Genomic DNA, 20,151 nt, shown 5'->3' on the forward strand with positions numbered 1-20,151 from the left:
TTTTACTCCCACTACTATGCATATTAAATCTGAATTTGGAAAACTCTATCTCATTCCGGTGACTTTAGGGGACACGCCGCCTTTAGAGGTTATGCCGGGAATGATACAGAACATCATAGAAACGATTGACCAGTACGTCGTAGAAAATGAAAAAACAGCAAGACGTTTTATTAAGCAAATTTGCCCCAAGAAGCCGCAACCTTTGCTAAAGCTTCACGCATTAAATAAACATACTGATCCTACAGAAATCCCAAATTTTCTGGATGCCTGCCTGTCGGGTACTTCTATGGGGTTGATGTCTGAAGCAGGAGTCCCGGGTGTCGCAGATCCCGGTGCAGAAGTGGTTCGTATTGCTCACGAAAAAGGTATTCAAGTGGTTCCGCTGGTGGGGCCCTCTTCGATATTAATGGCTATGATGAGCAGCGGTATGAATGGTCAAAATTTTGCCTTCACCGGATATTTACCCATTGACCAAAAAGAAAAACGCAACGAACTCAAACGTTTAGAACGCCTTTCTAAGGATTATAATCAGGCACAGCTTTTTATTGAAACCCCGTACCGCAACAACAAAATGCTTGATGAATTGTGCAATACGCTTAACAGGAACACTAGATTATGTATTGCTTGCGATATTACACTTTCTACCGAATTTATAGTGACCAAACCCATATCGGTATGGAAATCAAATAAACCTGATTTACATAAGCGCCCGGCGCTATTTATAATACAACATTAAAAAAGCGACCGTTTGGTCGCTTTTTGATTTTTATTTTGAATCGATTTTCTAACTATTTAGCTTAACTTTTGCAGTTCGGTTGGGTTCAATGAATGAAACATCATATCCACCAAATTTCTTCATATAACTGCGTATTGAAGTTCCAAAGGCATCTCTAAAACCTTCCACTCCACCTGAGCGCAAATAGCTCTTTACACTACCGGGACCGGCTAAATGAGCCGCAGCAAGAATACCGGATTCGGTAACTTTTACGCCGTTGATCATCTTTCCATTGAAGCGTTTGATGTCTTTTCTTAAAACCCACTTATTGCGAGAAGCATTGGCTACAAAAGCCTTCTCCTGCCACACCGGATTATTTAAAAACTCATCAGTATCGGTTATCCCCAAAAGCAATAAGGTACTTCTACCAAATTGATATTTTCCTAGATAACCCAATTGATTAATACGCTTGTAATCGTTTTGAGATTCTTTAAATCCTAAGGCTTCTTTAAATCCGGTAAACGATTTACCGGTAGTTGCCAGATTTAAATTTGAAGTGTTGTCCAAGACCGAAGCATCAGCTTCGTCAAATTGTGGAACAGTATAAAATAACTCTAAACCTTCTGTAGAATTTTCGCGTGGCTTATCTGCATCTTTTACTGACATACTTAATGCCACAAGCCCGAATACAGAAGGAAGCGCCGCTAGTTTTACGATGTTTTTCGTCATAAAATAATTTTCAGACCGGTAGTAACGCGCTACTGAAATACCTGCCTATATTACCGCGCAAATATACGATAAGAATTCAAGCGATTGATAATGAATTGGTTAAGCTTTTCCCAAAGTCAATAAAACTCGCAAAATACGCGCTATTCTCAAGCGATTGCTACATTTTATTACCGATTTTAACATTTACAAATCTGCTTTTTGAAGATTATGTAAACATTTAACATTTGTTAAATTACCGGTTTATCCCTTGCTTATTGATCCAGTCTATATACTGCTTCCTGTTTGCATTATGCTGAGCTACAGTCTTTGCAAAAAGATGATAGCCGGGATTAGAAACGTCTGCGACAAAGAAATAGTATTGATGCGATTCAGGATTTAACACGGCATTGATCGCCGAAAGGTCAGGCATAAAGATCGGACCCGGTGGCAAACCGCCATATTTATAGGTGTTGTATGGGGAATCTGTTTCCAGATCTTTATATAAAACACGTTTAATAACTTGATCAAAATCTCCTTGTTGTTTTTTAACAGCATAGATAACGCTGGGATCTGCATCAAGTTTCCAGCCGTTGTGAAGTCTGTTTAAATAGACACCGGCAACGCGGGGACGCTCATCATTTTTAGCTGTTTCTTTTTGTACAATAGACGCTAAAACATAAACTTCCTTAGGTGTTAAGCCTTGCGCTTCAGCTTTCGCTTTGCGCGCATCTGTCCAAAATCTATCATATTCAGTCAACATACGCTTACGGTATTCTTCGGCGGTTGTATTCCAATACAATTCATAGGTATTGGGTAAATACATAGTCAAGGCTGTTTCTTCTGAAAAACCATTGGCCTTTAAAAATTCAGCATCTGTGAAAGCTTCAAGAAGTGCTGTACTGTCTGCTTCAATCTGCTGACTTATGCGCCCTGCTAGATTTTCTAAACGCTCTTGATTATTGAAAGAAATCTTAACTGGAATATTACCGCTACGAATAGCATTGACGATTTCGTTATTATTGCTTCCCTTCTCAATTATAAAATGCCCAGGTTTGATATTCGACACATATCCTTTGCGCTCAGCAACTTGATCAAAAGACTCGATATCGTCTATTAAAGGCTCTAAATCTGCTCGTACATCACTATAAGTAGCATCAGTTTTTACGTAGAGGTGCGCCTCTTCATTATTGAATGCAGTATTTGGTGAAAAAAACTTACCGTAAATGGTATAAGCAAAGATGCCGCCTACGATCATCCCGATCACTGCGGTAGCGGCAATAATTTTTTTAATGTACATCGTTATGTATTAATTGATATAAATATTCATTTTTAAAGCTTCCGCCCACGCGCGTCCAATCTTTTTTTAGACCCACACGTTCAAACCCTTGTTTCTCAAAAAGCTTAATACTGGGGGCATTTTCTTCTAAAATATTAGCGTACAATTGATGCAGCTCTAAACGTTTAAAAGCATACTTGGTAATAAGTTTAAGCGCTTCTGCACCATAACCTCTTCCGCGTTCAACCTTACTAAAAATCAAGATCCCCAATCCGGCTCGATGATTTCTGGGATCAAAATCAAAAAGGTCTATCATTCCCAAAGCTTCATCATTTGCGGCTTTACAGACTACCAATCGCAACTGCTTAGCTTCATAAATATCTTTATGTGCGTTTTTTAGATAATGCTTAAGTAAAAACTTAGAAAACGGAGTTAGCGTGGTACTCAACTCCCAAAGATCCTCATCATTTTCAATCTTAAAAATGAGATCGAGATCTTCAGGCTCTAATGCCCTTAAATAAACAAGTTCTCCTTTTAGGGTTAGTCCGTCCATACTCCTTGAAATACCTTTTGCGCAGGACCAATGAGAAAGATGTTTTTATATCCTTCACCTTCCGGCTCAAAACTTATGGTCAACTTACCACCTTCAACCTGAAGAGGTACGCTTGTTTGATTTACTTTACCTTGCTTATGTATTGCCAAAGCAACAGCAGTTGCTCCCGTACCGCAGCTCAACGTCTCATCCTCTACTCCACGCTCATATGTGCGCAAGCGAAATCCATCGGTAGTCGCTTCAACAAAATTAATATTACTTCCGGCTTTGCCGTAAAGCTCACTATACCGCAACGTTGCACCTTCCGTTTTAACGTCAAAGTCTTCAATTTGAGAGACCCATTGCACGTGATGCGGACTCCCGGTATTTAAAAACAAATGTGTATCAAATTCCTTGATTTCGGCTACATCTTGCATTTTAAGATGCACTTGTCCGTTTTCTATATGCGCCTCGTGCAGTCCATCTACCGCTTCAAAAGTGGTTGTATTGTTTATCACACCAAGTTCATTAGCAAAAGCCACAATGCATCGACCGCCGTTACCGCACATAGAGCTAGGATTTCCATCTGCATTAAAATACACCATCGTGAAATCAAGCGTATCGTGGTTTTCAAGCAAAATCAAGCCGTCTGCGCCTATGCCAAATTTACGGTCACAAAGCTTCTTTACTAGTTTGGTATCATTTTTGGAAAATATGTTCTGACGGTTATCTATGATTACAAAATCGTTGCCGGTGCCTTGGTATTTATAAAAAGGTATAGACATAGCTGGTTTTTTAAAAGCTTCGCAAAAATACATAAAGCGAATAATCTACACCTTGTTAAGACCGAGTTAAATCCTGCAACACAATATACTGTCACTCGTATTTAAAGTGTTATATAAAAAATAGAAACGTATTATGAAAAAATTTGCAAGCCTATTGTTTGTTGCCATCGTAGGTGGTGGTGTTACTCTGGGAGCATATAAGCTGCTGGAAGATGAGTCTAAAACTGAAGTTTCTAACCTAACTACAAGTCCTAATTTTAATACTGTAGCTTATGAGGGGCGACCTATAAGCAGTACAAATGCTGACTTTACCGAAGCTGCAGATCGTACGGTTCACGCGGTAGTACACGTAAAAAATGTGCAAACTTCAAGACAGCCGCGTAATTTACAAGAGTTCTTTTATGGCGGCGGAGAAACCCGCAAAGGTCTCGTAGGTGCAGGTAGTGGTGTGATCATCTCTGCTGACGGTTATATCGTAACCAATAATCACGTGATCGATGGAGCAACAGAATTAGATGTCTCTTTAAATGATAACCGAACTTTTAAAGCCGAAGTTATTGGTACAGATCCTCAAGCTGACATTGCACTCATAAAAATTGATGCCGATGAAGATTTACCTTACTTACCTTTTGGAGATTCAGATAATGTGCGCCTGGGAGAATGGGCACTTGCAGTAGGGAATCCATTTAACCTAACAAGTACAGTTACTGCCGGAATTATTTCGGCTAAAGCCAGAGATATTAACGAGTATGATTCTAATCCGCAATCTTTTATACAAACAGATGCTGCGATCAACCCGGGTAACAGTGGAGGCGCATTAGTCAATATTAATGGGGAACTTATAGGAATTAACACTGCTATTACTTCGCAAACCGGTAGTTATGTAGGTTATGCATTTGCAGTACCTTCTAATAATGCACGTAAAATCGTTGAAGATATTTTAGAATATGGTGATGTGCAACGTGGGATATTAGGTGTTAGCGGAACAAGTCTTAATCCAAGTATAGCCAGTCAGCTTGACGTTGATGCTGTTGAAGGTGTTTATGTAGCTGATGTAGAATTTGAAAGTGGCGCTAAAAAGGCCGGTCTTGAAGAAGGTGATATCATCACTCAAATAGATAATGTAAAAGTGAGCAAATTCTCTGACCTTTCAGGTTACTTAGGCGCAAAGCGACCTAACGATGTGGTGCAGGTTACATATACGCGAGATGGTGAAAGCATAACCGTACCAGTTACTTTACTAAAGTATGAAGCGTATGTAATTGACAAACCTGGTCTAGAAGTGCGTGAAGCTTCTTCAGAATTATTAAAAGAATATGGTGTTAAAAATGGAGTGGTAATTGCTCAAGCGACTAATGATAAATTAAAACGCTATGGACTTAACGGCATCGTTATTACAGAAATTGATGAAGAACCGGTAAAATCGGTTGCTGATGTTAAGCGTATTATGAATGCTAAAAATCCAAACGAACCGGTAAGCTTAAGCTTTGTAGGTAAAGGAGGAGAGAAAAAACAGATCATTTTTCAATAAATGATACTGAATATATCAATGATTTCAAGCCTTTCTTCGGAAAGGCTTTTTTATTGGCAATAATAGACTGTTGTCAAAATCAATAATCTATTCCCTTCTAGTCTCAATTACTTCATTACTGAAGAATTTACTTCGTTTAAAGGTTACGCAAACGATATAGTTAAGTATCTTTGCCGAAAACTTAAACACACACTTTATTTTATGACAACGTCTTCAACTTATGAAAAAGAGCTTGCCTTTCAAGCCGACAGACGCCGTGCCACAATTGAATTTATTAAGATCATAAGTGATCTGTGGTACGATAATAATATTGAACTCGTACTTTTTAGAAATCAGCTTATTGATCGTAACGTAAGTGAGATTCTCAATTTACACGCCTACGCCGGAGCATTTGTACAAAAGCCCATTTCAATTTTTGATAGTGTTGAACTGGCAAAAGCAATTCAGCAGGTGCACCTCCCTCCGGCTAAACTCGACATTGGTAAACTCACGTATGAATATCACATTGAAGATAATGAGTATGCAGACGCTACGGCATTCATTCATCATAAATTAAAAGAAGCGCATTCAGCTGAAACCATTACGCCCAAAGATGTTGTGCTTTATGGTTTTGGCCGCATTGGTCGCTTGGTCGCTCGCGAACTGATGACGCGCACCGGTAGCGGAAATCAATTAAGACTTCGTGCTATTGTCGTTCGTGGTCCCATCAACGAAGCGGTATTACAAAAACGAGCTTCGCTATTAAAGAGTGACAGTATTCACGGTGATTTCCCAGGAACTATTGATGTAAACATTGAAAGAGAAGCATTAATTATTAACGGAACCACCGTAAGACTAATTTCAGCCAACACGCCTGAAGAAATTGATTATACACAATACGGCATTGACGAAGCTTTAGTTATCGACAACACGGGTGCTTTTAGAGATCAAGAGCAATTGAGCAGGCATTTAATCGCAAAAGGTGTTGCTAAAGTACTGCTCACCGCTCCCGGAAAAGGAATTCCAAATATTGTGCACGGGGTAAACCATAATCAAGTTAACCCGGATGAAACGGCAATTGTCTCGGCTGCTTCTTGCACTACCAATGCGATTACTCCAGTATTAAAAGTTATTGAGGAAAGTTTTGGGATCGTAACCGGCCATTTAGAAACCATTCATGCGTATACCAATGATCAGAATCTTGTAGATAATATGCACTCTAAATACCGTAGAGGTCGAGCTGCAGCACTCAATATGGTAATCACCGAAACAGGAGCCGGTAAAGCCGTAGCTAAAGCCTTACCTGAACTGGAAGGAAAACTTACCTCTAATGCGATTCGCGTGCCTGTTCCCAATGGTTCTTTGGCTATTCTAAACCTCAAGTTAAATCACAAAACCACAGTTGAAACGATAAACGCCACCTTAAAAAAGTATGCGTTAGAAGGTGATTTAGTAGAGCAGATTAAATATTCTATCAATAACGAACTTGTGTCTAGTGATATCGTGGGCTCTTCTGCTCCTTCTATTTATGACAGTCAGGCCACATTGGTCTCATCAGATTCAGAAAATGTGGTGTTGTATATTTGGTATGATAATGAATATGGCTACAGTCATCAAGTAATTAGGCTTGCCAAGTACATTTCAAAAGTAAGAAGGTTTACGTATTATTAAAATACTGTTTTTCAGAAGTTTATTACTAAAGTAAAAAGTTGATTTTTATCAAGTTAAAGTAAGCAGAACACGTAGAATTGATTATTTTTGCCCCTTTGATATACTAAGAAGGATTACGTTCCGTTTTCCCACAAACAGAAAAATGACTAGCCTGAAATGAATACTATAAAAATCAACTTTTTACTCCTATTTTTTGTAATTACAGCAGTCTCTGCTCAAGAAAAACAAACTACTGAGCAGCCTGCTGAGCCTAAAGTAAATACAATCTCTCAGCAGTTTGAAGATCTACTTGAAAATTCTAACAATTATCAAGAATACAAAGTAGTGAAGCAAAATGCATTAGCTAAACTTAAAAGTAATGCTGCAGATAGTATTAATGATTTAAAAGGCCAGATTGTAAATCTTCAGAATGAGATTCAAACACAAGATTCAAAGATCAGCGAGTTGAATAAATCGCTAGAAGATACACAAAGCACTCTTGACAAAACCCGAGAAGAAAAAGACTCAATCTTTTTTTTAGGAATCCCTATGAGTAAAGGAGGTTATATGGGAATGATGTGGGGTATTGTTGCTGTTTTAGCACTGGCTCTGGTATTCTTTATCTTCAAATTTAAAGGAAGTAACGCCCATACTCAAGAGGCCAGACAAAAGTTAGCCGACACTGAGCACGAATACGAAGAGTATCGTAAAAAAGCTCTGGAGAAAGAACAAAAAATGGGACGATTATTACAGGACGAGCGCAACAAAGCGGTTAAGAACAACAAAAAATAACGCAGTTTTTTATGCGCATTGATATAATTACGGTTGTCCCAGAGCTTTTAAAGAGTCCGTTTGAGGCTTCTATAATGCAACGGTCGATCGCTAAAGGTCTTGTTGAAGTACATTTTCATAATCTTAGAGACTACACTACCAACGCTTATAAACAGGTTGATGACTATCAATATGGTGGAGGAGCCGGAATGGTTATGATGATTGAACCTATTGACAAGTGCATAAGTGAGCTAAAAGCAGCACGTGATTATGACGAAGTCATTTATATGACCCCTGATGGAGAAACGCTTAATCAGGGAATTGCAAATACCATTTCGTTACAGAAAAATATCATTATCCTTTGTGGTCATTATAAAGGTGTTGACCAGCGTGTACGCGATCAATTCATAACTCGAGAGATTTCTATCGGAGATTATGTTTTGAGTGGTGGCGAATTGGGAGCCTTAATTTTGTGTGATGCGGTAATTAGATTAATTCCCGGGGTTTTGGGTAATGAAACTTCGGCGTTAACTGATTCTTTTCAGGATGATTTGCTGGCTCCACCGGTGTATACTCGACCAGCTGACTATAAAGGCTGGAAAGTCCCCGAAATTCTCACTTCAGGAAACACTCCTAAAATTGAGGCTTGGCGTGAAGAGCAGGCCTATAAACACACAAAAAATCGCCGTCCTGACCTTCTCAATGAGTAACGGATAAATTCTTCAAAAAAAATAGTTTAGAGAATTGTCTAATCTATTTTTTATAGTAAATTTGCACGCTCATAGAACCAACCTCTGGCGAGATACGTGAATGTTGCTTTTATTCAATTTTAAAAAATCTTAAAAATGGAAGATTTAATCAGTTTTGTACAAAACGAATTTGTAGAGAAAAAAGAATTCCCAGAATTTAGTGCTGGTGATACAATCACTGTTTACTATGAAATTCGTGAAGGTGAAAAAGTACGTACTCAGTTCTTTAGAGGTGTTGTAATCCAAGTACGCGGTACTGGAGTAACTAGAACTTTTACTATCAGAAAAATGTCTGGTACTGTAGGTGTTGAGCGTATTTTCCCAATCAATATGCCTGCACTTCAAAAAATTGAAATCAATAAGAGAGGTAAAGTGCGCAGATCTCGTATCTACTACTTTAGAGGTCTTACTGGTAAGAAAGCTAGAATTAAAGAAGTTAGAAAATAATTTGATCTTTCAAGATATAGTAAAAATGCTCTCAATTGAGAGCATTTTTTTTGCTACGTATACCATCAACAATTGTTGATAACCCCTGTTAATCAACGGTTAATAATAAAAATTCCATATTTTACGATAACGATATAGAATATTTACTATATTTGAAATAGTCAAACGTTTAAAAGTGAATTTAAATATTCACTTTGTTTCCAATATCATTACCACTGTATAGCAGTAGTTTTTAAACAAGTAAAGGTATTGGGCGGGATTACAAAAGACTGTAATCTCTATGTTTTGATTTACGGTGCAAGTACTAATATTCTTGCCTTTGGAACTTCAAGGGTTCACCGGTAAAAAATCAACACATTAGAAGCTCTGTTGCGATAGCCAATATCACAACAGAGCTTTTTTATTAGATTATTTAGAAATATTCTTCAAAATGAAGCTTACTCCCAATTTCACAGGCTTTAAGAAGAATTTAAGTGTTAAAATCTACCCGAAAATTCTATATTTGCAATCCACTAAATTATTCTTGAAATTATTTTTATTAAAAGAATTTACCCCTTTTTTAATGACAGAATTAAAATCAAGACTTATTAAACGAACTCATTTTTATGTCAACCAAAACATCTAAAATAGCTTACACCAAAACTGATGAAGCTCCGGCGTTAGCTACGCACTCTTTTCTTCCTATTATAAGCAAGTTTGCTAAACCGGCAAATATAGAATTTGAAGTAAAAGACATCTCTTTAGCTGCGCGTTTACTCGCAAACTTCTCTGACTTTCTTAAAGAAGATCAGAAAGTGAGCGACGCCTTGGCTGAACTAGGAGAATTAGCTAAAAGTCCGGAAGCAAACATTATTAAACTTCCTAACATTAGTGCATCAGTACCACAGCTTACCGCTGTGATCAAAGAATTGCAAGCAAAAGGTTTTGCAGTTCCTAATTACCCAGAAGAAGCAAAAACCGACGAAGAAAAGGCAATAAAACAACGTTATGCTAAGGTTTTAGGTAGTGCTGTAAACCCTGTTTTGCGTGAAGGTAATTCAGATAGACGTGCTCCAAAACCAGTTAAGGAATACGCACGTAAGAATCCGCACAGTATGGGAGCTTGGTCTAAAGACAGCAAATCGCACGTTGCGACAATGGCTAGCGGAGATTTTAGATCAAACGAAAAGTCTGTTACTTTACCAGAAGCTACTTCGGTTGACATAATACACGTTGACAACAACGGAACCAAGAAAACATTAAAAGAAAAATTAGTTCTTAAAGAAGGTGAGATTATTGATGCTACCTTAATGAGCAAAGCGGCTTTACTTAAATTTTTAAGCGAGCAGATCGAAGACGCTAAAGCACAGGGGATTCTATTCTCTATTCACATGAAAGCGACAATGATGAAGGTCTCTGATCCTATCATTTTTGGTCACGCAGTGAAAGTATATTTCAAAGAGGTTTTTGAGAAGTACGGTGAGGATTTAAAATCAATAGGTGTAGACACTAGAAACGGTCTTGGAGATTTATTAAATGACATCAATAAACTGCCGGAAGCGAAGAAAAACGAAGTTGAAAAAGCGATTTTAGACACTCTTGAAACACGTGCTGATCTTGCTATGGTAAATTCTGATAAAGGGATTACCAACCTACACGTACCTAGTGACGTGATCATTGATGCTTCTATGCCGGCAATGATTAGAAATAGCGGTCAGATGTGGAATGCTGAAGGTAAATCTCAGGATACTAAGGCAGTTATTCCAGACAGCAGCTATGCTGGTATTTATCAAGAAACAATCGATTTCTGTAAAGAACACGGTGCTTTTGATCCGACTACTATGGGTACGGTTCCTAACGTAGGGCTTATGGCTCAGAAAGCTGAAGAATATGGTTCTCACGACAAAACTTTTGAGATTGCTACTGCCGGAAAAGTTCAGGTAATTGATGCTTCGGGCAAAGTTCTTATTGAGCATAGCGTTGAGGAAGGTGATATCTGGAGAATGTGCCAAACGAAAGATGCTCCGGTACAAGACTGGGTAAAATTAGCGGTTAATCGCGCTAAAGCTACGGGTGTTCCTGCGATCTTTTGGTTAGATAAAAATCGTGCGCACGATGCAGAGTTGATCAAAAAAGTAAATGTTTATCTTAAAGACCACGATACTGCAGGTTTAGACATTCAGATTATGTCACCTGTTGAAGCAACGCGCTTCAGCTTAAAACGTATGAAAGAAGGCAAAGATACGATCTCAGTTACCGGAAACGTATTGCGTGACTACAACACAGACCTCTTCCCTATCCTTGAAGTTGGTACGAGTGCAAAAATGCTTTCAATTGTTCCATTAATGAATGGTGGTGGTTTATTTGAAACCGGTGCAGGAGGTTCTGCTCCTAAGCACGTACAGCAATTTGTAGAAGAAGGTCATTTACGTTGGGACTCTTTAGGTGAATTTTTAGCCTTGGCGGTTTCTCTCGAACACGAGGGTACTACCAACGATAATCCTAAAGCTTTAGTATTAGCGGAAACTTTAGATGAAGCAACCATTAAATTTTTGGACAATAAGAAATCACCTTCTCGTGCGGTAAACGAATTAGACAACCGCGGAAGTCATTTTTATTTGGCACTTTATTGGGCTCAAGCTTTAGCTGCGCAGGATAAGGATAAAGAATTGCAAGTACACTTTGCTGAAATTTCTAGCGAAATGGAAACCAATGAAGAAAAAATACTTCAAGAATTATTAGATGCACAAGGATCTGAGGTAGAACTTGGTGGGTATTATTTCCCGGATGAAGACAAATCTTCATCTGCAATGCGACCTAGTGCAACGCTAAACGCAATCATCAACTCTTAGCGTTTTTAATATTTAGAATTTAAAATGGGTTACTTGACGGTAACCCATTTTTATTTTCATAAAGTTGTGCTTCAATGCACTAAGTCTCTTATTTTTGAGAAAAAAAGCTTGAGAAAAACATACTTTTTGGTTTTCTTCCTCTTGATGTGCCATCTGGTTTCAGGACAAAAAAATCATACGCTCAGCGGTGTCATAACATCTGCAGAATCTAACGAGACCCTAATTGGAGTTAATGTCATCATCCCCGAACTCAATAAAGGCGCTGTTACTAATGAATACGGCTTCTACTCCATTACTCTGCCCGAAGGAACATACGCACTTCAAATTAGCTTTTTAGGATTTGAAAGCATTTCGCAACCCTTGGTACTTGACGCCAATCAAAAACTAAATTTTTCGCTTAATGCGAGTACTGAGACTTTAGACGAAGTGGTTATTGAAGAGGATGTAGAACAATTGAGCATTAGAAAGCCGCAAATGAGTGTGAATACGCTAACTGCTCAAACTATAAAACAGATTCCTGTAGTTCTGGGCGAGGCAGATGTAATCAAATCAATTTTGCTTCTTCCCGGAGTCACAAGCGCCGGCGAAGGCGCTTCCGGCTTTAATGTACGCGGTGGAGCTGTTGACCAAAACCTGATCCTTCTTGATGAAGCCATCATATTTAATTCTTCGCATCTCTTTGGGTTTTTCTCTGTCTTTAACCCAGATGCGATAAAAGATCTCAAACTCTATAAAGGAGGAATCCCCGCGCGGTATGGCGGGCGGGTGTCTTCGGTGCTTGATATTTATCAGAAAGAAGGTAATAGCAAAGAATTTCATGCAAATGGCGGTATCGGCGCAGTAGCCAGCAGATTGCTTGTAGAAGGTCCCATTGTAAAGAATAAATCAGCTTTTCTTATTGGTGGAAGAGCTTCTTACGCCCATCTTTTTCTTCCGTTATTTGACATAGATAACAAAGCCTATTTTTACGATCTAAACGCAAAACTCAATTACAATCTCGACGAAAAGAACAGTCTTTTTCTTTCCGGCTATTTTGGTCGTGATCTTTTTGGCGTAAGCGAAAGTTTTGTCAACACCTACGGAAACTCCACCCTTAACCTAAGATGGAATCATATTTTCTCAGACAAGATTTTTTCTAATCTTTCTTTGATTTACTCTGATTATTACTACGGTTTATTACTGGATTTCGTGGGCTTTCAGTACGATTCGGGCATTCGTAATTTTAACTTAAAGTACGATTTTCAGCATTATTTAAATAGCGAAATCAAGCTTAGCTATGGTGTCAACAACATCTATTACCGTTTTAACCCTGCGACGATCACGCCAAACCGCCCAGACAGCGGAATCATTCCATCGCAGCTGACGCATAAATATGCTAATGAATTTTCGGCTTATATCGAAGCTGAACAAGATCTCAGCGATAAATTGATCGTAAAATACGGCGCCCGATTGAGTCATTTTACCCGTTTGGGACAAGATTCTTTCGCAGTCTATCAAAACGATCAACCGCTTACTTATAATGCTTCACTTAGTATTTACCAGCCTGCTGAACCTGTAGAAATTCAGTCTAATACCGGTCGATTAGCTGATTTTACCAATATTGAGCCCAGAGCATCCTTGTCCTATTTACTGAATGATAACAGTTCTGTAAAAGCGAGCTATAACAGAATGGCGCAGTACTTACACCTTATATCAAATACCAATGCTCCTACTCCATTAGATGTTTATGCACCCAGCGGCCCGTATTTAAAACCACAAATTTTAGATCAATATGCTTTGGGATATTTCAGAAAAATAAAAAATAACGAGTTTTCAATAGAAACTGAAGTATTCTATAAGGATGTACAAAACAGACTGGATTATCGCAACGGCGCACAGCTCATCGCCAATGAAAACATAGAAACCGAAGTACTGGCAGGAAAAGGACGCGCTTATGGTCTCGAGTTTTTGGCTAAAAAGAACAAGGGCCAATTTACAGGTTGGCTCGCCTATACGTTATCCCGAAGCGAACAACAAACACCAGGCAGAACACCACAAGAAACCGGCATCAACGACGGTAACTGGTATCCTTCAGCGTATGACAAAACCCACGACATTAGCGCATATTTAAGCTACGAGGCCAATAAAAAATGGACGTTTAATGCAAATTTTATTTTTCAAACAGGACAACCTACAAATTTTCCGGTGAGTCAGTCGCAATTTCAAGGGCTAAACATCACTAATTATGACGGGCGCAATCAACAGCGCTTACCTGCCTATCATCGACTAGATCTTTCGGCTACGCTAACGCCAAAAAATCAAAACAAGAAGTTTAAAGGCTCGTGGGTTTTTAGTATTTACAATGCTTATAATCGTATGAATGCAGCTTCGATCACGTTTAGAACCAATGACGATACCGGCGCTAATGAAGCGGTACGAACGACCATTTTCGGTATTCTGCCTTCAGTAACCTATAATTTTAAATTTTGATGAAACGCCTTAAAAATTGCTATATCGTTTTGCTCTTGATGACTCTTCTAGTAAGTTGTCAAGACACCATTGAGGTAGATCTTCCGCCCACCCAAGAGCGGCTGGTAATTGACGCCGTTATGCGCATACCGGATACTGATACATTTATTGTAGAAGCCTATCTAAAACTTTCTAAAACCACAGATTACTATGCCGACAGCATTCCTAAAGTAAATGATGCTTTGGTCAGCTTAACAACCAGCAATCAAACTTATACATTGCAAGCAGAAGAAAACGGATTTTACAGCACTGTTCTTCCGCGAGAAGAGTTAACGCAAGGGCCTGTTTCCTTAGCTATTGAATATGAAGAAGAGTTTTACAGCGCCACTACTCAATTTGTAAACGCTGTGCCAATAGATCAAGTTGAACAAGGCGACGGAAGTCTTTTTGCAGGTGATGAGACCGAAGTGATCATCACCTATACCGATGCCCCTAATCAAACCAACTACTATCTTTTTGATCTTGATAAAGGCCAATATCTTACCAGCGAAGATACATTTTATCAAAATCAGCAGTTTTCATTTTCTTTTTTCTATGAAGATTTGAAGCCAAACGACACGCTGAATATAGAATTGCTAGGCGTCAACAAAGCCTTCTCAGATTTTATGACTGTGACTATAAATCAATCAGGCCAGGCTTCAGGAAATCCCTTTGTTCCGGCTCCTTCGGTCATTCGCGGCAATATTGTCAACGAAACAAATGATGCGCATTATCCCATCGGTTATTTTTCGATAAGCCAAGTCTATACTGCTTCGATAATCATTGAATAATGTAACTTGCGTATCCGTTAATTTCTACTGAAAAGCATTATGAGCTTTACAAAAACTACAGAACAAGACTCTAAGTATTCAGACTTAGAAAAGATGAGTGTCACTACGCTGCTCCATAGTATCAATACTGAAGATAAAACCGTACCTCAAGCAGTTGAAAAAGCGATTCCACAAATAGAACTTTTGGTCAATCAATTGGTTGCTCAAATGAAAGAAGGTGGTAGGCTTTTTTATATGGGCGCAGGTACCAGCGGAAGACTAGGAGTTGTGGATGCTTCTGAATGTCCACCAACTTTTGGCGTGTCTCACGATCTGGTCATAGGTTTAATCGCAGGAGGCGAAACAGCCATCAGAAAAGCTGTTGAAAACGCTGAAGACAGCACTACGCAAGGCTGGGAAGATCTTAAGGCGCATAACATTTCTGAACAAGATGTGGTTATTGGCATTGCTGCTTCGGGTACGACACCTTATGTTTTACACGCTTTAAAAGCTTGTAATAAAAATAATATCACCACCGGAAGCATTACCTGCAACAAAGGATGTCCAATTGCAATTGAATCAAAATATCCGGTAGAGATCGTCGTGGGTCCAGAATTTGTAACCGGCAGCAGCCGAATGAAAGCCGGAACCGCGCAAAAGTTGGCGTTGAATATGATTTCGACTACGGCGATGATTCAGCTGGGGAAAGTAAAAGGCAATAAAATGGTAGATATGCAACTCAGCAACGACAAACTTGTAGATCGCGGTATACGCATGATTCAGTCTGAAATTCCGGTAAACGCAGAAGAAGCAGCGCAACTTTTAAAAGAAAATGGCTCAGTTAGAGCCGCAGTAAATACCTATTTAAATGGCAACCAATAAAGAAGCCTTAGCCAGAGGCGTACGCACAATGGCGACCTCGCTCCTATTCATGTTTTTAGGTCCAGGTATTATATATCAAGCGTTTAAAAATAGTGAGCATCCGCTGTACATCCCCGTGCTTATTTTGGGTTTTGTAGCGGCGGCGTTAGCCATCTACTTTGGCTTTAAAGGAATTAACCGCATAATGAACGCCTTATTTGATAAAAACTAAAATCCCTCACTATCATCAAGCATAAAAAAAGCCTTTGCATTTGCAAAGGCTTTTTAAAGTATATTCAAATCGCTTATTTAGCGAATTTCTTGTATTTGTTTTTGAACTTGTCAATACGACCAGCAGTATCAACCAATTTAGATTTACCGGTGTAAAATGGGTGTGAAGTTCTAGAGATCTCCAATTTTACCAAAGGATAAGTCTCACCATCAACCTCAATAGTTTCTTTTGTATTAGCAGTAGATTTAGTTAAAAAAACCTCGTCGTTAGACATGTCTTTAAATGCTACTACTCTATAATTTTCTGGATGTATCTCTTTTTTCATCGTAAATGCTTTAAAATCTGCTCAATTTTGAGGTGCAAATTTAGAAATAAATTATAATATGACAAGGGGTTTTAAATAATAAATTACATTTTTATTCTAAAAGAATTTTTCTGTAACAATTTTACCGTGAAGATTACTTATCAGCAGTTATAAAAACGTAGGTCTATAGGACCCTTATATGTACATTTACAAACTTAATCCTTTATTTATGGAAGATCAAAAACTAACCACCGGAAAAGTAGCCCTAACCTATGGCGGACTACTAGGACTTCTTACTATTATTTTAGCAGTAGTACTTTATGTAACCAATAACTTACTCGAGCAAAGCTGGATCACTGCTGTGGTAAGTTTTCTAATTATGATAGGTTGTATTTCTTATGGACAGAAAGTTTTTAGAAATGGTAACGGAGGTTATATGGACCTTAAAGATGCCCTAAAAGTTGGTGTAGGTATTGCTTTAATTGGTGCTATCATAGGAGCGCTTTACAATTATACCTTTTTAACAGTAATTGAGCCCGGGTTTACAGAATTGATCATCGAAAAACAAAGAGAAGCTATGATTACCACACAACCCAATATGACCGAAGCTCAAATAGATCAAGCGGTAGAATTTGCAGGGAAATTTGCACAACCTTGGGTACAATCTTCATTTCAGATCGTTGCAGGAATTTTCTTTGGCTTTATCATTTCTCTTATAAGTGGCTTAATTTTGAAGCGCAACAATCCGCATCAATAAATTATATATGCAGCTATCGGTAGTTATACCCTTACTTAACGAAAAAGAATCTTTACAAGAATTATATGACTGGCTCATACGTGTGATCTCAAAAGAGGGTTATACGTATGAGCTTCTCTTTGTAGATGATGGCAGTACCGATGGTTCGTGGCAAAAAATAGAGGTATTAGCACTTCATAATCCTAATGTTAAGGGCATTTGCTTTAATCGCAACTACGGAAAAAGCCAGGCGCTCAACGCAGGTTTTCTAGCTGTTGAAGGAGATGTGGTTATCACAATGGACGCCGACTTACAAGATAGTCCTGACGAAATTCCTGAATTATACCGTCTTATTTCTGAAGAAGGTTACGATATTGTTTCCGGCTGGAAGAAAAAGCGCTACGACGCAGTGCTTACTAAAAACCTTCCATCTAAATTATTTAACGCTGCCGCGCGTAAAACCAGCGGACTACAACTACACGATTTTAATTGCGGTCTTAAAGCTTATCGCAATGAGGTAGTTAAAAATATTGATGTTTATGGTGATATGCATCGCTACATTCCACTACTCGCAAAAAATGCAGGATTCATCAACATTACTGAAAAACCGGTACAGCATCAGGCACGCAAATACGGTCAGACAAAATTTGGTGCAGACCGCTTTATTAAAGGATTTCTTGATCTCTTAACCATTTGGTTTACGACGCATTTTGCGAAGCGCCCCATGCATTTATTTGGCACGTTAGGCGCAATCATGTTTATCATTGGTTTTGGCCTCGCAGCTTATTTAGGCATTGATAAATTATTCATCAACCCAACCGCTCGGCTGTTAACGCAGCGTCCGCAATTTTACTTAGCACTCACCAGTATGATCATTGGAATGCAACTATTTATTGCAGGATTTCTTGGCGAACTCGTGCAACGCACCAAGCATGAACGGCCTCGATATTTAATAAAAGACAAAAAGGGTTTTAACTAAAGCATACTCCGTTTGAAATCCCTATTTTTGGTTCAATCAACTTTTTATAATCTATGAACTCTGAAATTATAGCTAAAGCCAAATCTTGGCTTTCTTCTACTTTTGATACGACAACTCAAGAAAAAGTACAACAATTAATCGATGCTAATGGTGACGAACTCAACGAGAGTTTTTACAAAAACCTAGAATTTGGTACCGGTGGAATGCGCGGTATTATGGGGGTGGGCACTAATCGCATTAATAAATATACTTTAGGTAAAAACACACAAGGCTTATCTCATTATTTAAAAGCAACGTTTAAAGGTGAAACACCTAAAGTAGCTATTGCTTATGACTGCCGTAACAATAGTAAAGAGCTGGCTCAGGTCGTAGCAGATGTATTTTCTGCAAATGATATTCAGGTTTATTTATTTAGTGATTTGAGACCAACTCCAGAGTTGAGTTTTGCGGTAAAACACTTGGAATGTCACTGCGGAATTGTGTTAACAGCAAGCCATAATCCTCCTGAGTATAACGGTTATAAAGTGTATTGGCAAGACGGTGGGCAGTTAGTGCCACCTCAAGATTCTGAGATTGTTGCTGAGATCGAAAGTCTAGATTATGATGCTGTGAACTTTTCGGCTAAAAAAGAGCATATAACCTACATTGACAAAGATGTTGATCAGGCTTTTATTGAAGCTTCGCTGAAAAACGGAAGCTTCACTGAACTCGATAAGCATCGCGATGACGTGAATATTGTGTTTACTCCGTTACACGGAACTTCAGTAACCATAATTCCTGATGTACTGAAGGACGCAGGATATAAAAATGTTCACGTTGTAGAAGAACAGCGCACTCCAAACGGAAATTTCCCAACGGTAAAATCTCCAAACCCGGAAGAGCCTGAAGCGCTTAAAATGGCGCTGGAACTAGCCGAAGAAAAAAATGCTGATATTGTTATTGGTACAGATCCTGACTGTGACCGTCTGGGTATTGCCGTACGCAACAACGAAGGCAAGCTTCAACTTCTTAACGGAAATCAAACCATGGTCGTTATGACCGATTTCTTACTAGACCTGTATTTCTCTAAGAATAAAGCTAAAGGAAATGAATTCATTGGTTCTACGATTGTTTCTACGCCTATGATGGATGTTTTGGCAGAGTCTTACAATGTAGAATGTAAATTAGGCCTTACCGGTTTTAAATGGATCGCTAAAATGATCAAAGACCACCCTAATCAAAATTTCATTGGTGGTGGTGAAGAAAGTTTTGGGTATATGGTAGGTGATTTTGTGCGTGATAAAGATGCGGTTACCGCTACCCTACTCGCCTGCGAGATCGTAACTAAAGCTAAAAGCGAGGGTTCTTCTTTCTTTAAAAAACTGCAGGAACTTTATGTAAAACACGGTTTCTACAAAGAAGATTTGACTTCATTAGTTAAAAAAGGAATCTCTGGTGCCGAAGAAATTAAACAAACGATGATCGATCTTCGTGAAAATCCGTTAACGACGATCAACGGGGAGCAAGTTGTGCAAATTGATGATTATGCATCTTCAAAATCGCTGAAAACAACTACCGGAAAATCTGTTGATATTACTATTCCTAAATCTAATGTTTTAATATACCACACTAAAGAAGGATCACGCATCGCTGCGCGTCCAAGTGGTACAGAACCAAAGATCAAGTTTTACATCAGCGTAAACGAGTCTGTTGAAAGTCTTGACGCACTTGATAAAACCGAAGAAAAATTAGACGCTAAAATCGCCGGAATACGTAAAGAACTTGGCCTTTAAAAGTCGGTTTCTTACCAATAAATACACATCTGACGG

Annotated in this window: 19 protein-coding genes; 14 read left to right on the forward strand and 5 right to left on the reverse strand. The window is 38.7% G+C overall.

Features of this window, described 5'->3' with window-relative positions; all coding sequences use genetic code 11:
• Nucleotides 1-16 precede the first annotated feature (16 nt).
• On the forward strand, nucleotides 17-736 hold the full coding sequence (locus tag BUA96_RS09025; protein ID WP_072982403.1) for an SAM-dependent methyltransferase: 720 nt from the start codon (nucleotides 17-19) through the stop codon (nucleotides 734-736).
• A gap of 48 nt (nucleotides 737-784) precedes the next feature.
• Here BUA96_RS09025 and BUA96_RS09030 read toward each other — a convergent pair whose 3' ends face one another.
• From BUA96_RS09030 to dapF, 4 genes are all read right to left on the reverse strand, one after another.
• Nucleotides 785-1,444 carry a peptidoglycan-binding protein LysM gene (locus tag BUA96_RS09030; RefSeq protein WP_072982405.1) on the reverse strand — a complete coding sequence of 220 codons (660 nt, stop codon included), beginning with the start codon at nucleotides 1,442-1,444 and terminating at the stop codon, nucleotides 785-787.
• 232 nt (nucleotides 1,445-1,676) lie between these two features.
• Complete coding sequence (gene mltG / locus BUA96_RS09035) at nucleotides 1,677-2,720, reverse strand: endolytic transglycosylase MltG (protein WP_072982407.1); 1,044 nt, start codon at nucleotides 2,718-2,720, stop codon at nucleotides 1,677-1,679.
• Nucleotides 2,710-3,252: a GNAT family N-acetyltransferase gene (locus tag BUA96_RS09040; protein WP_072982409.1), complete on the reverse strand. Its 543-nt coding sequence runs from the start codon at nucleotides 3,250-3,252 to the stop codon at nucleotides 2,710-2,712. The genes mltG and BUA96_RS09040 overlap by 11 nt, the downstream gene beginning before the upstream one ends.
• Nucleotides 3,240-4,016 carry a diaminopimelate epimerase gene (dapF, locus tag BUA96_RS09045; protein ID WP_072982410.1) on the reverse strand — a complete coding sequence of 259 codons (777 nt, stop codon included), beginning with the start codon at nucleotides 4,014-4,016 and terminating at the stop codon, nucleotides 3,240-3,242. The genes BUA96_RS09040 and dapF overlap by 13 nt, the downstream gene beginning before the upstream one ends.
• Before the next feature lie 133 nt (nucleotides 4,017-4,149).
• Here dapF and BUA96_RS09050 point away from each other — a divergent pair, with 133 nt between their 5' ends.
• The 10 genes from BUA96_RS09050 to BUA96_RS09095 all read left to right on the forward strand — a co-directional run bounded on the left by BUA96_RS09050 (nucleotide 4,150) and on the right by BUA96_RS09095 (nucleotide 16,324).
• Nucleotides 4,150-5,547 carry a Do family serine endopeptidase gene (locus BUA96_RS09050; protein WP_072982412.1) on the forward strand — a complete coding sequence of 466 codons (1,398 nt, stop codon included), beginning with the start codon at nucleotides 4,150-4,152 and terminating at the stop codon, nucleotides 5,545-5,547.
• Between the two features lie 201 nt (nucleotides 5,548-5,748).
• The gene (locus BUA96_RS09055; RefSeq protein WP_072982414.1) at nucleotides 5,749-7,197 is read left to right on the forward strand and encodes a glyceraldehyde-3-phosphate dehydrogenase; all 1,449 of its coding nucleotides are present in this window, start codon (nucleotides 5,749-5,751) and stop codon (nucleotides 7,195-7,197) included.
• Nucleotides 7,198-7,353: 156 nt separating this feature from the next.
• Nucleotides 7,354-7,968: a hypothetical protein gene (locus BUA96_RS09060; protein WP_072982416.1), complete on the forward strand. Its 615-nt coding sequence runs from the start codon at nucleotides 7,354-7,356 to the stop codon at nucleotides 7,966-7,968.
• 11 nt (nucleotides 7,969-7,979) lie between these two features.
• Nucleotides 7,980-8,657 (forward strand): tRNA (guanosine(37)-N1)-methyltransferase TrmD, encoded by a 678-nt coding sequence (gene trmD / locus BUA96_RS09065; protein ID WP_072982417.1) that lies wholly within the window; start codon nucleotides 7,980-7,982, stop codon nucleotides 8,655-8,657.
• Nucleotides 8,658-8,792: 135 nt separating this feature from the next.
• A complete protein-coding gene (gene rplS, locus BUA96_RS09070; protein ID WP_009779972.1) occupies nucleotides 8,793-9,143 on the forward strand; it encodes a 50S ribosomal protein L19 in 351 nt (116 codons plus the stop codon).
• A gap of 605 nt (nucleotides 9,144-9,748) precedes the next feature.
• Complete coding sequence (locus BUA96_RS09075) at nucleotides 9,749-11,974, forward strand: NADP-dependent isocitrate dehydrogenase (protein ID WP_072982418.1); 2,226 nt, start codon at nucleotides 9,749-9,751, stop codon at nucleotides 11,972-11,974.
• Between the two features lie 144 nt (nucleotides 11,975-12,118).
• Entirely contained in the window at nucleotides 12,119-14,443 is a 2,325-nt protein-coding gene (locus tag BUA96_RS09080; protein WP_072982869.1) for a TonB-dependent receptor, read from the forward strand.
• On the forward strand, nucleotides 14,443-15,252 hold the full coding sequence (locus BUA96_RS09085) for a DUF4249 family protein (RefSeq protein WP_072982420.1): 810 nt from the start codon (nucleotides 14,443-14,445) through the stop codon (nucleotides 15,250-15,252). Before BUA96_RS09080 ends, BUA96_RS09085 begins: the two co-directional genes overlap by 1 nt.
• A 39-nt stretch (nucleotides 15,253-15,291) precedes the next feature.
• On the forward strand, nucleotides 15,292-16,113 hold the full coding sequence (gene murQ / locus BUA96_RS09090; RefSeq protein WP_072982422.1) for an N-acetylmuramic acid 6-phosphate etherase: 822 nt from the start codon (nucleotides 15,292-15,294) through the stop codon (nucleotides 16,111-16,113).
• Entirely contained in the window at nucleotides 16,100-16,324 is a 225-nt protein-coding gene (locus tag BUA96_RS09095) for a DUF6095 family protein (RefSeq protein WP_072982424.1), read from the forward strand. The genes murQ and BUA96_RS09095 overlap by 14 nt, the downstream gene beginning before the upstream one ends.
• 73 nt (nucleotides 16,325-16,397) lie before the next feature.
• Here BUA96_RS09095 and BUA96_RS09100 read toward each other — a convergent pair whose 3' ends face one another.
• Nucleotides 16,398-16,649, reverse strand: coding sequence for a type B 50S ribosomal protein L31 (locus BUA96_RS09100; RefSeq protein ID WP_072982425.1), 252 nt, complete (start codon nucleotides 16,647-16,649; stop codon nucleotides 16,398-16,400).
• A gap of 208 nt (nucleotides 16,650-16,857) precedes the next feature.
• On the opposite strand from BUA96_RS09100, the gene BUA96_RS09105 reads away from it, so the two are divergent.
• The 3 genes from BUA96_RS09105 to BUA96_RS09115 are packed head-to-tail and all read left to right on the forward strand — an operon-like array spanning nucleotide 16,858 to nucleotide 20,115.
• Nucleotides 16,858-17,385, forward strand: coding sequence for a DUF4199 domain-containing protein (locus BUA96_RS09105; RefSeq protein WP_072982871.1), 528 nt, complete (start codon nucleotides 16,858-16,860; stop codon nucleotides 17,383-17,385).
• A 7-nt stretch (nucleotides 17,386-17,392) separates the two neighbouring features.
• Complete coding sequence (locus tag BUA96_RS09110; RefSeq protein ID WP_072982427.1) at nucleotides 17,393-18,343, forward strand: glycosyltransferase family 2 protein; 951 nt, start codon at nucleotides 17,393-17,395, stop codon at nucleotides 18,341-18,343.
• Between the two features lie 53 nt (nucleotides 18,344-18,396).
• Nucleotides 18,397-20,115: a phospho-sugar mutase gene (locus BUA96_RS09115; RefSeq protein ID WP_072982429.1), complete on the forward strand. Its 1,719-nt coding sequence runs from the start codon at nucleotides 18,397-18,399 to the stop codon at nucleotides 20,113-20,115.
• Nucleotides 20,116-20,151: the final 36 nt, after the last annotated feature.

The organism is Leeuwenhoekiella palythoae (genome assembly GCF_900130045.1).
GTDB classification, from domain to species: domain Bacteria; phylum Bacteroidota; class Bacteroidia; order Flavobacteriales; family Flavobacteriaceae; genus Leeuwenhoekiella; species Leeuwenhoekiella palythoae.